At 71.5% G+C, this 13,937-nt stretch carries 10 protein-coding genes; 5 read left to right on the top strand and 5 right to left on the bottom strand.

What is annotated here, in order from left to right; genetic code table 11:
- Positions 1-316: 316 nt before the first annotated feature.
- Together O3597_RS07680 and O3597_RS07675 are read right to left on the bottom strand one after the other, a co-directional pair.
- Positions 317-2,746: an ABC transporter permease gene (locus O3597_RS07680; RefSeq protein ID WP_281603648.1), complete on the bottom strand. Its 2,430-nt coding sequence runs from the start codon at positions 2,744-2,746 to the stop codon at positions 317-319.
- Positions 2,740-3,504 carry an ABC transporter ATP-binding protein gene (locus O3597_RS07675; protein WP_281603647.1) on the bottom strand — a complete coding sequence of 255 codons (765 nt, stop codon included), beginning with the start codon at positions 3,502-3,504 and terminating at the stop codon, positions 2,740-2,742. The genes O3597_RS07680 and O3597_RS07675 overlap by 7 nt, the downstream gene beginning before the upstream one ends.
- Positions 3,505-3,673: 169 nt before the next feature.
- Between O3597_RS07675 and O3597_RS07670 the strand changes: the two genes are divergently transcribed.
- The 5 genes from O3597_RS07670 to O3597_RS07650 all read left to right on the top strand — a co-directional run bounded on the left by O3597_RS07670 (position 3,674) and on the right by O3597_RS07650 (position 8,521).
- Positions 3,674-4,831: a sensor histidine kinase gene (locus O3597_RS07670; RefSeq protein WP_281603646.1), complete on the top strand. Its 1,158-nt coding sequence runs from the start codon at positions 3,674-3,676 to the stop codon at positions 4,829-4,831.
- Complete coding sequence (locus tag O3597_RS07665; protein WP_164447961.1) at positions 4,828-5,496, top strand: response regulator transcription factor; 669 nt, start codon at positions 4,828-4,830, stop codon at positions 5,494-5,496. Before O3597_RS07670 ends, O3597_RS07665 begins: the two co-directional genes overlap by 4 nt.
- Positions 5,497-5,681: 185 nt before the next feature.
- On the top strand, positions 5,682-7,073 hold the full coding sequence (locus tag O3597_RS07660; protein ID WP_281603645.1) for an endo-1,4-beta-xylanase: 1,392 nt from the start codon (positions 5,682-5,684) through the stop codon (positions 7,071-7,073).
- A 165-nt stretch (positions 7,074-7,238) separates the two neighbouring features.
- The gene (locus O3597_RS07655) at positions 7,239-7,421 is read left to right on the top strand and encodes an antitoxin (RefSeq protein WP_164447963.1); all 183 of its coding nucleotides are present in this window, start codon (positions 7,239-7,241) and stop codon (positions 7,419-7,421) included.
- 272 nt (positions 7,422-7,693) lie between these two features.
- Positions 7,694-8,521, top strand: a complete 828-nt coding sequence (locus tag O3597_RS07650) for an SAM-dependent methyltransferase (protein WP_281603644.1) — start codon at positions 7,694-7,696, stop codon at positions 8,519-8,521.
- 64 nt (positions 8,522-8,585) lie between these two features.
- Here the strand turns inward: O3597_RS07650 and O3597_RS07645 are convergent, their stop codons facing one another.
- The 3 genes from O3597_RS07645 to O3597_RS07635 form a co-directional block, all read right to left on the bottom strand.
- On the bottom strand, positions 8,586-12,215 hold the full coding sequence (locus O3597_RS07645; RefSeq protein WP_281603643.1) for a CHAT domain-containing protein: 3,630 nt from the start codon (positions 12,213-12,215) through the stop codon (positions 8,586-8,588).
- A gap of 4 nt (positions 12,216-12,219) precedes the next feature.
- Entirely contained in the window at positions 12,220-13,317 is a 1,098-nt protein-coding gene (locus O3597_RS07640) for a hypothetical protein (RefSeq protein ID WP_281603642.1), read from the bottom strand.
- Positions 13,318-13,479: 162 nt separating this feature from the next.
- Complete coding sequence (locus O3597_RS07635) at positions 13,480-13,869, bottom strand: nuclear transport factor 2 family protein (protein WP_164447969.1); 390 nt, start codon at positions 13,867-13,869, stop codon at positions 13,480-13,482.
- Positions 13,870-13,937: the final 68 nt, after the last annotated feature.

The raw sequence follows: 13,937 nt of genomic DNA, 5'->3' as shown, positions 1-13,937 counted from the left end.
CAGAGCGACATAGGGCGGTTCGTCGTCGTCAATGCGAGAACGGCTCCAGGCAGCCGAATTCGACAGCCGAGCCGGTGACCTCGATGGCGTCCGCCGCGATGCCAGGTCGAGCAGCGCTCGCCGGGTGGAGCCCGGCGCGAAGTCCCCCGCCTCGCGAAGCGCCTCGAGCTTGGGCCGGATCCGCTCGGCGAGTCTCTTTCCGGTGCGCTGGTCCGCTTCGGAGAGTTCGTGTCGCCGCCCGGCTGATCCTTCCCACACGCATCGACGCCCCCGTTCATCCTCGTCCGAGGATCCGATCGTACGACTAGGCACACTTTCACCCCACGACGTCGACGGGGGGCCGCGCGGCCGGATGGCGTAGTGACCGCCAGGTCGGCAGCGCGCTCGCCAGCGCCGCCAGCAGCAGGCAGAGGCCCACCACCCCGCCGACCACCGACCACGGCACCACCAGGTCGACCGGTACACCGGCCTGCTCGGCGAGCCCGGCACGGATGCTCAGTAGACCGACGAACGCGACAGCGCCTCCGAGCAGCGCGCCGATCAGCACCACCAGGGCGGACTCGGCCGTGACCAGCCAGATGACCTGCCTGCGGGTCGCGCCGGCCAGCCGGATCAGCCGCAGGTCCGGCACCCGACCGGCAGCGGCCATCAGCAGCGTGTTCGCCACCGCGACGGCTCCGTAGGCGGCCGAGACAGCGATCAGCAGCAGCGTGGCGAGCCAGACGAGACGATCCTCCGCACGGTCCGCCTCGGCCGCCCATGCGGCAACGTCGAGAATCCGCGCTCCGGGCGGAGGATCGATCCGCTCCCGGACGTACACCGCGGAGGAGAGTGCCGAGGGGTCGTGCTTCCGCACCACCGACCGGGGCAGCAGCAGGTCGCCCGGGATCGAGTCGTCGGTGACGACCGCCACCACGCGCAGCGACACCAGCTCCCCGTCGGCGAAGATCAGCGCGAACGGATCGGTCGGCTGCCGGTTCGCCGTAGCGGTGAGCACCACCGTGTCGTCGCCGCTGAGGTCGCCGAGGGAACCGGCGACGACGGTGAGCGCGCGGTTCGCGGCGGCGAAGCCCGCCGGGTCCACGCCGAGTGCGGTCAGTGGCCGGTTCTCCGGCGGCGTGCTCGGGTCGCTCACGAAGACCGTCGTCGGTAGCAGGGCGGTCCCCCCGGTCGCCGTGACGGCCTGGTCCGACAGGCCGGGTGTGCGGTCGGGCACGACGATCCAACCGGCGTTCACGTCGCCGGCCCGACCCGCCGCGTAGGCGGCCGTGGTGGTGCGCACCATGCCGGAGACCAGCACCGCGAACGCCACCGTGAGCAGCACCGGGGCGGCGATCGAGGCGGTTCGTCGGGTCGCGGTCAACGCCCCGGCCCGGATCAGCATGCCGATCGCACCGCCTCGTCGACGCACCGGCACACGCAGCATCCGCACCACCGGGCCGACGACCGCCGGGGCGAGCACCGCGGCGCCAGCCACCAGGGCCATCACCGCGTAGAGGGCGAACGTGGCGGCGCTGCGGGCGTCGTCGGAGGTCGCGGTACCGAGGCTGAGGGCGGCCCCCACCGCGACGAGCAGTGCCCCGGTGGCGACCCGTAGCCGTCCGATCGGCCGCTGCTCCACGGCCGCCGCACGCAGCGCCTCCAGCGGGCGAACGCGTGCCGCGCGGCGCGACGCCGACCAGACGGCCAGCAGCGCGATCACCGGCCCGGCGGCGAGCGACACCGCGACCGGCCAGGGCTCGTAGCGGACCCGGAAGGTCGCCGGCTGGAATCCGGCGTCGACAAGCAGTCGACCCAGCACCGGAGCGAGCCCCGCGCCGACCAGCAGCCCGGCGAGGCCGGCCGTGACACCGACGACGAGCGCCTCGACGTACACCATGCGGCGGACCTGACGACCCGTGGCGCCGACGGCGCGTAACAGACCCAGCTCACGGCGGCGTTGCGCGACCGTGAAGGCGAAGGCGGAGGCGACCACGAAGACCGTGACGAAGCCGGCGAGAGCCGCCGTGGCGGTGAGCACCTGCATGCCGATCCAGCGGGTGCGGGCGTCGCCCCGAGGTTCCAACGCGCCGCGTCCGTCGGCGGTCAGCGCCCGGCCGTCGCCGCCGACGACACCGCGAGCCGCCGCGGCGACGTCCTCGGCATCGGCGTCCGGCGCGATGAGCAGACCGATGGCCCGGACACCGGGCGCGAGCGCGGCGGCGACCTCGTCCGCGACGTAGACGCCGGGTGCATCGACCAGACCGGTGACGGTGTACGACTGCGGCCCTGCCGCCGTGAGCAGGGTGACCGGCCCGCCGGGAGGCAGCCCGAGCGCACGGTCGACGACCACCTCGCCGGCCTGCCGGGGTGGCTGCCCGGCGGTGAGACGGAACCCGCCCAGCCGGGTGCTGGACCACCCGTGCCCCTGGTGGGCGTCCTCGCGCTGGCCATCGGTGGGAGCGGGCCGGCCGTCGACAAGCGCCTGGGCGTAGAAGGTCCGGTCCGGCACCACGGCCGTGACACCCGGCACCTCGGTCAGCCTGCTGGTGAGTTCCGCTGCCCTGGCGGCCGACCAGGGCCGGGTCGGCGCGAACGAGTCAGCCGGCGCACCGGCCTCGGGGCTCTGAACGACGACTGCCGCGTATGCCAGCCGGTCGGGCACTCGCGGGCGTCCGGAGGCGAGCAGCAGGGTGGCCGCCGCGACAAGTGCCACACCGACGGCGACGAGCACGAACGCGCTCACCGACCGTCGGACACTCAGCACGACCGCTCCCCGGTGGTTCCCGCCGGAGCCGTCTCCTGCTCGGCGATCCGCGCGGCGACGACCGCGGCGGTGATCCCGCCGGTCATGTCGTCGACGATGCGGCCATCGGCGAGCAGCAGGACCCGATCGGCGTACGCGGCGGCGATCGGATCGTGGGTCACCATCACCACGGTCTGCCGGTGGTCGTCGACGAGTGCGCGCAGCAGCCGCAGGATCTGCCGGGACGCCGCGCTGTCCAGTGCCCCGGTCGGTTCGTCGGCGAAGACCACCGCCGGACGGGTGATCAACGCCCGGGCCACGGCGACGCGTTGCTGCTCGCCGCCGGACAGTTCGCTCGGCCGGTGCCCGGCCCGACCGGCCAGTCCGACGGCGGCGAGCGCGGCAGTGACGTCCCGGGCCGGCGGACGGCGCCCGGCCAGGCGCAACGGCAACTCGACGTTCTGCGCCGCGGTCAGCGTCGATACCAGGTTGAACGCCTGGAACACGAAGCCGATCCGCTCGCGGCGCAGCCGAGTCACCTCGTCCTCGCCCAGGTCGTCGAGGCGTCTGCCGTCGATGACGACGGTCCCCTCGGCGGGCCTGTCCAACCCGGCCGCGCAGTGCAGCAGGGTGGACTTGCCCGAGCCCGACGGGCCCATCACCGCGGTGAACGTGCCGCTGGCGAAGCTGGTCGTCACGTCGTCGAGCGCCGTCACCCGGCGCGCCCCGGTGCCGTACACGGCGCGTAACCCGGTCAGGGTCACCGTCTGTGTGGTCATGTCCGCCAGGGTGCCGGCTCCGGCGGGTGCCGGGCGTCGTGCCGGAGCGGACACTTTCCGGTCCGCCCCGGAGCGGATCCGGGATCCTGGAACGCACCAGACGTCCTGCCTGAGGATGACCACCCGCGGGTGGACGCGCCCGGTCCGGGTGGCCGATACGCTCGGGCAGGTGACCGCCTTCCTGCTGACCCGGCGGCTCCGGCCGGCGGAACTGGCCACCGTGGACGTCGTACTCGCCGTGGCGGTCGGCGGGTTGCTCGGCCCGTACGCGGCGTTGGAATCGCCGCTGCGGGGTGGAGTGCACGAACCGCTGTGGGTGTCGGTGCTCGTCGGGATGGCCCTCGGGCTGCCGCTGGGCGTCCGGCGACAGTGGCCGATCACGGTCGCCGTCCTGATCAGCTGTGTCGCCGCCGTCGCCCTGATCAGCGGCGTGGTTCCCAACTACGCCGCCGCCGCGCCCGGGCTCGCCGTCGGTCTGTCCGTCTACACGGTGGCCGTGTCGACGAGCCCGCACCGGTCGGTGCTCTGCGCCGCCGGTTGTCTCGCTCTGGTGAGCATCGCCCTGATGTTCACCGAGAGTGATCTCTGGTCGCGGACCGGCGCGGTCGGCTACGCCGCCGTCATGATCGTGCCGGCTGGGATGATCGGCTGGCTGGTCCGGGAGCGTCGTGCCGTCGCCGTCCGTCAGGGCGAGCACCTGGTCCGTCAGGCCGCGGCCGAGGAGCGGTTACGGGTGGCCAGGGAACTGCACGACGTGGTCGCGCACACGCTCAGCCTCATCGTGGTGAAGGCGGCCGTCGCCAACCACGTCGCCGAGGCCGACCCTCGCGAGGCGGGAGCCGCCCTGCGGGTGATCGAGGAGACCGGTCGCAACGCGTTGACCGACGTCCGCCGGGTGCTCGGTGTCCTGCGCGAGGACACCCCGTACGCCCCGCAACCCGGACTGGACGAGTTGCCCGCGCTCGCCCGGCAGGCCGCGATCGGCGGTGTCGACGTACGTCTCGACGTGCGACGGGACGAATCGGCCGAAGCGGTGCCGGAGTCGGTGGGTCTGGCGGTGTACCGGATCGTGCAGGAGGCGGTGACGAACGTGGTGAAGCACGCGGCGCCGGCCACCTGCCGGGTGACGGTGATCGTCGCCCCTGGCGAGGTCAGGGTCGAGGTGACCGATGACGGCCGCCGGCCGGTCTCGACGGTCGGTGAGGGGCACGGGATCATCGGTATGCGGGAACGGGTGGCGCTGCACGGCGGCGAGTTCCACGCCGGCCCACGCTCCGGCGGCGGCTTCGTGGTGACGGCCGGCCTGCCCTACCGGGTGAACGCGTGATCCGGGTGCTGATCGCCGACGACCAGGCGCTGCTGCGTGGCAGTTTTCGGCTGTTGGTCGATTCGACCCCGGACCTCGTCACCGTCGCTGAGGCGGGCACCGGTGCGGCGGCCGTGGCGCTGTCGGCCGAGTACCGGCCGGACGTGGTGCTGATGGACGTGCGGATGCCGGAGATGGACGGCATCGAGGCGACCCGACGGATCTGCGGCGACCCGACGGGCACCGGCACCCGGGTCATCATCCTCACGACCTTCGACCTGGACGAGTACGTCTACGGGGCACTGCGCGCCGGAGCCAGCGGGTTCCTGCTCAAGGACACCCCGCCGGCGGATCTGCTGGCCGGCATCCGGGTGGTGGCCGCCGGGGAGGGACTGCTCGCGCCGACGGTGACCCGGCGGCTGATCGACGAGTTCGCGCGTCGACCCGAGCCGGCCCGGCCGCTGCCGCGACGGCTGGAGGCGGTGACCGAGCGGGAACGGGAGGTGCTCACGCTCATCGCCCGTGGCCTGTCCAACGCGGAACTGGCCGCGTACCTCAATCTCAGCCCGACCACCGTCAAGACGCACGTCGGACGGTTGTTGACCAAGCTGGCGGTACGTGATCGGGCGCAACTGGTCATCGTCGCCTACGAAACGGGCCTGGTGCAGCCGAGCAACCCACGTTGAGACGATTTCCGGAATGTTTCCGGAAGTTGTTGACATCGCGGCCGGCCGATATCGAGACTGACCGTCCGGGACATGCATCCGCGTAGATAGATGACGTCCGGCACCAAGGAGGACCCGTGCACAGCGACCTGCGGCACCGTAGAAAGGTTGCTCGAACAGCTTTGCCGGCGGCGGTGTTGTTGCTGATGGGCAGCGCTGTGGTGGTTCAGTCCAGCGCCCCCGCCGCGGCCGCCGAGACCACGCTGCGGGCCGCAGCCGCCAAGGCCGGGCTGTTCTTCGGCGTCGCCGCCTCACCCAACCGGCTCTACCCGATCGTCGGGCAGGAGTTCAGCCAACTGACGCCCGAGAACGACATGAAGCCGGACAGGATCGCCACCTCCAGCGGCGGGTTGCAGAACACCAGCGGCGCGGACACCTTGGTCAACCATGCCCAGAGCAACAACATGCTGGTCCGCGGCCACACGCTGGTCTGGCACTCGCAGGCCGGCGCGTTGCAGGGTGCCAGCCAGGCGACGCTGAACACCTTCATCGGCAACGCCATCAACCGCTGGGGCAGCAGGATCGCCTACTGGGACGTCGTCAACGAGGCGTTGGAGGACAACAACACCGGCCGGCGGCGCAACCAGTGGCCACACACCATGAACCGGGACGCCAACGGCGACGGTGACTTCTTCGACGCCGGCGACACCGACGTCATCCGGGACTCGTTCATCCGGGCCAAGCAGGTCGTGCAGGCCGGTGGGCTGACCACCAAGCTCTGCATCAACGACTACGACGTCGACGGCCTGACGGTCCAGGGCGGCACCCCGAACCGCAAGGCCAACGCGCTCTACGACATCGTCCGCAACTACCGGCAGTACATCGACTGCGTCGGGTTCCAGGCGCACTTCAACGACAACCCGAACAGCATCATCACCGACGACCTGCAGGCCAACATCCAGCGCTTCGCCGACCTCGGCGTCGAGGTGCACATCACCGAGCTGGACATCGACGACGACCTGAGCAACAACGACATCGGAGCGGGCCAGGCGGAGAACTACCGCAAGGTCGTCCGGGCCTGCCTGAACGTCGCACAGTGCACCGGCATCACCGTCTGGGGCATCTCCGACAGCGAGTCGTGGCGCTCTTCGGAGCGGGGCCTGCTGTTCACCGGCGGCAACGGCAGCTACCAGAAGAAGGCCGCCTACCACGCGGTTCTCGACGAGCTGAACAAGGGCCGCAACCCCACCACGCCGCCGACCACACCGCCGGTGACGCCGTCCGTCCCGCCGACCACGCCGCCGGCCACCGGGTGCTCCGCGACGGTGTCGCTGAACTCGTGGACCGGTGGCTTCGTCGCCACCGTGCGGGTCACCGCCGGTACCGCGCCGATCAGCGGTTGGAGCGTCCAACTCACCCTGCCCTCCGGGGCCACCGTCACCAACGCCTGGAACGCCAACCGCTCCGGCAGCAGCGGCACCGTGCAGTTCAGCAACGTCAGCTACAACGGCTCGGTGAACGCCGGCCAGTCCACCGAGTTCGGCTTCCAGGGCGTCGGGACCGCCACCGGCCTGACCCCGGTGTGCAGCGCCGCCTGAGCACCACCTGTGCTGGACGGCCGGCGCGCCGGCCGTCCAGCACAGGCAACGCGGTGGTGACACTCCGTTGCTGGCGCGGCCGGGCCGTTGCGTCCGATCTGCCGGCGTTTGCGGCGCCGCGCCGAGGGAACCCGACGAAGGTATCCCCGGAACAGGAGGACCATCGTGGGTGACTTCATGAACAAGGCCAAGGACTTCGCGGACAAGCACGACAAGCAGGTTGACCAAGGGCTGGAGCGGGCCGGTGACATGGCCGACAAGCGCACCGGCGGCAAGTACGACCAGCACATCGACAAGGGCGTGGACCAGGCCCAGGCGCGTACCGGCGAGGGTGACCAGGTGCGCTGACGGCAACGCCGATCCCGGGTCGCCCGCAAAGGGTGACCCGGGATCCGGATTTCCGACGGTCGGGCCAGGTCGACGTCGACCGTGGGCCACCACGACCTTCGCGAGCGCCACGGGTCAGCCGTATTCTCGAGCAGCCGCGAACGTCGCCTCTGCTGGGAGCGATACCAGCGGGGCGACAATCCGCACCGTCCGATCGCTACACTTCGCACCAAGGTCCGGCGCCGCCCAACAGACCCCCGGTGCGTCGGTCAGATTCGGATGGAGATGCCATTGTGACCCGCGACGAGGCCGCACCCCCCGGAATCGACCTCACCGTCCCCAGCGTGGCCCGGGTCTACGACTACTTTCTGGGCGGTAAGGACAACTTCGAGGTCGACCGGAAGGTCGCCGAGCACGCCCTGCGGATCACTCCCGACGGCCCGGCCGCCGGCCAGGCGAACCGGGCCTTCCTGCGTCGGGTGATCCGTTTCCTCGTCACCGAGGCCGGCATCGACCAGTTCCTCGACATCGGGTCGGGGCTGCCCACTCAGGGCAACGTGCACGAGGTCGCCGCCGAGCACAACCCGAGCGCCCGGGTGGTCTACGTGGACAACGACCCGATCGTCCTGGCGCACGGGCGGGCGCTGCTCGCCGCGGAGGGCCGGGCAACGGTGATCCAGGCCGACGTCCGTCGACCGCAGGAGATCCTCGGTCATCCGGACGTCCGTCAGTTCCTCGACCTGGACCGGCCGATCGGGTTGTTGCTCTTCGCGATCCTGCACCACCTCGGCGACGACGAGGAGCCGCGAGCGGTGTCGGCCGAGTTGATCGAGGTGCTGCCGTCGGGCAGCTACGTGGCCATCTCACACTTCCGTGACCCGGGTGAGCGGGATCCGGAAGGCTCACGTAAGGCCCGTGAGGTCGAGCGGGTCTTCAACGAGTCGCTGGGTACCGGTCGCTGGCGTACTGACGAGGAGATCCTCTCCTTCGCCGACGGGCTGACCCTGCTGGAGCCGGGGCTGGTGCCGCTCGCCGAGTGGCGTCCGGATCCGGACACGCCCGCGCCGAAGCAGACCGACACCTACCACACCTTCGTCGGGCTGCTTGCCCGCAAGCCGTAGGCGGTCGCGACGGAGCCGCCGATCATCGTCGCCCGCGCCGGACCGTCCGCTGTGCTGGTAAAGCCTACGTTCCGGCCGGCGCCGCGCCGTACACGGTGAACGAGACCCAGTCGGCAAGTCCGGCGAACGGACGGACCGTCCGGTACGCCGGCGCGCTCGTGGACACGTGTCGGGACGTCGCCCCCGCCGGTAGTGGCTGACCCTCCACGAGCCTGCTCAGATGGCGCTGCCAGGTCACGAACGCCTCCATCTCGCCCGCCGTCCGGTGCGCCACGGCGATGGTGCGGCACCCCAGCACGGCCTGGTCGCCCCCCGCCGCCACCAGGTGGACGCCTCGCTCCACCAGGTCGGCCGCACTCGCCCCGCGCAACTGCCGCTGCGCCTGGCCGAGGACCGTGCCGACCTGTGCCAAACCAAGCTGACCCGCCGGGTCCAGCCCGTCGTAGAACCAACCCATCAGCAGCGCCGTCGCCAGGTCGGGGACCGGCCGGATCGCCGTCACCAGGCCGCTGGCGCCAGCCGCCAGCAGGGTCCGGCCCAGCCCGACGAGTTCGTCTCCGTCGCGCACCTCATGCCGACCGCTGTCGCAGGCGCTCAGGACGACGAGCGCCCCGCTCCAGTTCCACTGCGCCAGTCGTGCCAGGCTCACCAGATCGGCGCCCGAATCCGGCTCGGCGGCGGCGCGCGGATCCAGCGGTTCGCCGCGTCGCCGGTCCCCGTCGAGATGCCGTCCCCGCATACCCTCGTCCAGGTTCCTCGACGCACCGGGTGTCGGCGCGGCAAGCACCAGTCCGCTGCGCTCGGGGCGCCGCCGATCGAAGACTGCGTGGCAGGCCAGATGCACCAACCGGGGGCGTTCGGGCCCGGCGAGGGTGTCGGCGAGCCAGGTCGAGGTGACCGCCGCGCCGGTCCGCCCCGAGCCGCCGAGCCGGGCAGCCACGTAGGCGCACTCGGCACGCGCATACGGCAGGTCACCGAGGGTATCGCCGCACACGAGGACGCGGCCCACCGACGCGGTGTGCCTGTCGGGTTCGCCGCCGCGCGGGTTGGTGCGTGCGGGGACTGACCGGTGTGCTCGCAGCAGCGAGGCGCTCGGCAGCAGGTACGTCCTGGGCCGAACCCTGATGTCTGCGGTATCGGACGGCCCGGCTGCACCGGCATCGTCGACGGTCCTGGCCGGTGGAAGCACATGCAGGGGAACCAGATGCAGGGTGCCGTGCGGTACCACGTACACGGGCCGGCTGGGCGGCACGTCGGCGATGGGCGCGGTGAGCGCGGCGTGCACCGGATGCTCGACCAGCTCGCGGAGCCCGTCGTCGTCCGCCGAGGCGAGCAGGTCCGCCCAGCCGTCGACGTCGGTGGCGGCCACCGCGCCGGGATCGTGCGGCCCCAGCAGACGTCGGGCGGTGAGGTCGGTGCCGCTCAACGTGAACGCCCACACGCCGAACGGGCCGGTCAGGTACTCCACCAGGACGGCGTCTCCCGCGTCGGCCAGTAACGGAGCCACCTCGTCGGCAGTGATCGGCTCGGCCATCCGGTGGGCGCGCATCGTCGGATGGGTCGCGGCCATCTGCTGCCACAGGTCATGCAGCTCACCGCGTACCCGCGACTGCTCCTCGGAGGCCGACATCCGACGCACCAACAGCCGTCGTCGCTCCTCGACCTCGACGGAGCCGCCGACGTCCATGCCCGAGGCACGCAGCCGCCGCAGCTCGGCCCAGAGCGCGGCCTCCCGGGCCACCAGCGGGTCGGCCGGGTCGACGCCGGTCTCCCGGTCCCGCATCGCCTCCAGCAGCGCCCGCGACTTCGCCCGCTCCAGCAGCGCGAACGCCTCCTCGACCCGGCCCAACTCCACCGCCAGGTCCGCGGCCTCGACGAACGGCGGCGTGAAGATCGCACCGTAGCCTGCCGCCTCGCTCAGGTCGGCGATCCCCTGGCGCAACTCGTCGTAACCGTCGCAGGCGTCGCGGAGCACCCGCAGCGTCTCTTCGGTGCGCTCGCCCGCGGCCAGCGCGGCGAGGCCCAGCGCCGCGTCCGCCGGATAGCGCACGGCCGCCGCTGTCGCCTCGTCGCGCAACGCGACAAGTCGGGCCCGGAAGGGCGCGGCCTGCTCCGCCCGGCCCGAGCGCGACCAGTTCAGCACCAGTGTGCCGAGTCGGAGCGCCAACCGGTCCAGGCCGGCGAAGGGTAGCTCCGCACCGTGCCGGTCGTGTGCGCGCTGCATCGTGTCGATCGAGGCCAGCAGGTAGCGGTCGGCGAGCGCCGTCGCGCCGTAGCCGCGGGCCACCCCCGCCATGATGGAGTCCAGGATGCCCAGGTCGCCGGTGTTCTCGACGGGGATCTGCGAGTTCAGGAAGGCGATGAGCGCCCGAGCCTGCGCTGCCAGCTCCAACAGGGTCATCCCGGTACGGGTCGGGTCGCGGGACAGCAGCGTACACAGGTTGATCAACGCGGTGAACTCGGCGCGGGCGTCGCCGATCTCGTGTGCCGTCCGTCGGGCCTGCTCCAGCAGTGCCAGCGCCTCGTCGTGGCGACCGACCGTGGTGTAGAGCAGGCCGAGGGACGACCAGACCGCCGGCAGCGCGTGTACGGCGCCGAGCTGGTTCCACAGTTCCCCGGCCGTGCGCAGGGAGCGCTCCGCCTCGCCGTAGCGGTGCTCCAACAGATGCCGCTGACCATCCTCACTCGCTCGCTGGGCGAAATAGGCCGGCGCACCGATCGTCAGATCCCGACGTATCCGTGGGTCCAGCTTCGCGACCATCTCCCGGAAGGCCGGGTGGGCCAGGGCCATCGGGTCATCGCCCATCCGCTCCCGGGTCGCCGCCTCGATGCGCTCGACCCGCGCCCGGAAGCCGGTCGTGTAGTGCGCGGCGTCCACCTCGGAGTGCAGGTCGTGAATGAGGTCGTGGGCGGCGGTGAACGCGTCACCGGCGGAGCCGCCGTCTGCCTCCCGGCGCATCGTCGCCAGATTGATCATCGCCTTGTAGGCGTCGTACCGGGCCGGCGAGTCGGCCAGCAATCGTACGGCCCCAGCCGCTGCCTCGATCGCCTCGTCGTGCCGGCCCTGCCGGAACAACTCCCGGGCCAGGTTGTCCAGCAGGATCCCCCGCCGGGGCCCCGCCACGCCAGGCTGGGCCAGCGCCCGCCGGTAGAGCTCCTCGGCACCGTCCCTGCCCTGCTGGTGCAACACCTCCGCGTGCCCGGAGAGGGCCGAGGCCAGGCCGGTCTTGTCGGTAACCAGCTCCGCGAGCTGGGTCGCCATGCCGAACAACTTGGCCGCCTGCTCCAGACGATCATCGGCGATCTCGACGGTGGCCATCCCGATGATCGCCGCGACCCGCAGGTCCACCGCCCGCTCCCCGTCGCTCTCCGGCATGGCGGCGGCCACCTCGAAGGCCATCGCGTACGCCCTACGGGCGTCGTCGAGCCGACCGACGATCCGCGCGCACTGGCCGAGCAGCCGGAAGACCAGGAAGCTGCCGGGGCTGGGCGAAAGGGCCTGGGCGTGGCCGACCAGTCCCCGCAACACCCGGTCCGCCTCCGCCAGCTGACCGGTGTTGACGAGTTCGTGCGCCCAGTTGGCGGCGCCCAGCAACATCTCCTCGGTGACCTCGCCGCCTTCGCTCGGCCCTGTCGACCGGCCCTTGTCGGCCGGGGCACCGGAGCCGGATCGGCGTCGACGGAAGAACGGCATGGCCTCAACGCCCCAATCGTCGCAGCAGGATCTCCGGGTCGTCTTCGAACTCCGTCGCACCGTTGCGCTCAGGCCCGTCGTCGCCATGTTCGCCGCCACGTACCGTGCCAGCCGGGGCGCAGGCACGCTCCACCAGCGCGACGTACTGGCGTTGGTATTCCTCGAACAGGGCCTCCTGTTGCGGGCGGATCAACTCGTCGGTGCAGAGCGCCCCGGCGGTCTGCCGCCACAGCACCTGGGCCGCTCCCAGGTCGCCGTCCGCGAGGTGTTGGCGGGTCCGCTGCCAGAGCTGGAAGAAGGCCAGCTGGCGGTAGTCGTCGCGGTGGCGGGTCGCCTCGACGCGGACCAGGATGAAGTCGTGCTCCGTATAGGGCGCGATCGTGCCGTCCGCGGCCACCCGGCAGAGCCGACCACCGGCCACCCCGAGCGACGCCAACTCCGCCTGGGTCGTCTTCCCCGCCGGCCGGCGGATGATCACGAAGTGGGTGGGCGCCAGCTCCGTCGGGCCACGGGCCACCCCACCCGCACCGGTCGGAGCGGACCAGGACTGGTGTACGCCCACGCGCAGCTCCAGCGCCGCCGAGTCCATGAAGGACTCGATGCCGTCGATGAGCGCCGTGGCGACCCTGGCGGAGCCCAGTAGCCCGGCGAAGCCGATGGCGCTGCTCACGTTCTCGAACAGGTTGAGCGATCGCTGCAACGTGTCCGACGTCTTCGCTCGAAACAGGGCCAACAACAGACTCACGTCGTCGCCCTCGTAGGGCACCGGTCCGGCCACCCGCAGGTTCGAGATCTCCACCGCGTCGCGTTCACCGGTGACCTGCAGCCGCCGACTCAGCTCGCTCGCACCGATCAGGTACGGCACCGCGACCCGGTTGCCATCGCGCAGGAACTCCGTCACCACGGCACCGAAGGGCAGGAACTCCCGCCACAACTCGCGCTCGTTGGCCAGCCACAACTGGCTGACCCTGATCACCAGATAGACCTCGTCGGTCACGAACGGCGTAGCGTCGGTCGGCCCGTCCAGTGTGGGCACCGGTCGAGCGATGATGCCCTCCGACTGCCGCGCGAGCACCCGGCGCACAAGGTCACGCAACGCCATGCACTGCTCCCCACTCCAGCTCGACTCCGTCACGTTAGCGCGTGATCGCAAAGCGCGAAGTGCCGCGCGACCGAGCAGGTCGTCGTAGCCGTTGCGGACGGCCCGGGAACGCGTACGTTCCCGGGCGTTCGAGAGATGGCCCTCGTAGCGGCTCACCCAGGGTCAGCGCTGAGCAGGCTCCCACCACACCAGATTTGCGGCGACCTGGGCGACCGGCTCGATGATCTCCCACCCCTCGGCGATCAGCCCGTCGTCGATCCGCCAGATGTCGACGACCGCGATCTCCGGCCCGGTGTCCGCAAGCCAGCGCCGCGAGTACACCACGACGTGATCGCCATCGGCCAGCACCTGATGAATCTCCACCCGCATGCCGGCGAGCGGCACCAGCGCGGCCCGGACGGCGGCGAGCCACTCCCCCTTGGTCGAGGTGGTCGAACCCGGCCGGTGGTGGACGAAGTCGTCACGCAGCGACTGGGCGAGCGTGTCGACGTCACCCGTCTCGATCAACCCGGCCAGCGCCCGTTGGACGATGTTCTTGTTCTCCGTGGTCATGGACGCAGTGTTTCCGCATCCGCGTCGCCTGTCGATGACATCGGATGTCATGGCGACCGGCCCCACGA

This window comes from Verrucosispora sp. WMMA2044, assembly GCF_027497155.1.
Lineage (GTDB): Bacteria > Actinomycetota > Actinomycetes > Mycobacteriales > Micromonosporaceae > Micromonospora > Micromonospora palythoicola.
Note: the sequence above shows the minus strand (reverse complement) of the source record. Positions and strands in the feature narration are given on the sequence as shown.